Below are 334 nucleotides of genomic sequence, written 5' to 3'. Positions count from 1 at the left end.
CAGCTCAAACGTTAGGCGTCAAGATCCACCTCCACAACGCACGAGAGCGACTATGCCGTCGAGAGTTCGCCGTGTTCTTGCTTTCACGTTGGCATTCACCGCGCTGTTGAGTGCCGCTGTCGACTCCGGCGCCCAGCAGCTGCACGACATCTCCGGAGTTTGGACCGCGGTTGCAACTACCTCCGAAGGCGGGCGAGTCAACCGTGGCGAGCTTCATATCGTGCAGCATGGCAATCGAATCGAGGCGGTCTCAACCACCGGCAAGTCGGCTTGGGCCGGAACGCTCACTGGTCGGAAGCTCGTTGCCGACTGGCGCGCCAAGGAGAATGCTGGT

General features: G+C 61.1%; 1 protein-coding gene. It reads left to right on the top strand.

Annotated elements, in window-relative coordinates:
• Positions 1 to 88: 88 nt before the first annotated feature.
• A partial coding sequence (locus D9C15_RS33695; RefSeq protein WP_205854766.1) for a hypothetical protein occupies positions 89 to 334 on the top strand: 246 nt, incomplete at its 3' end.

Source organism: Piscinibacter defluvii (assembly GCF_004011805.1).
Classification (GTDB): domain Bacteria; phylum Pseudomonadota; class Gammaproteobacteria; order Burkholderiales; family Burkholderiaceae_C; genus Piscinibacter; species Piscinibacter defluvii.
This window is presented reverse-complemented; position numbering and strand designations above follow the sequence as displayed.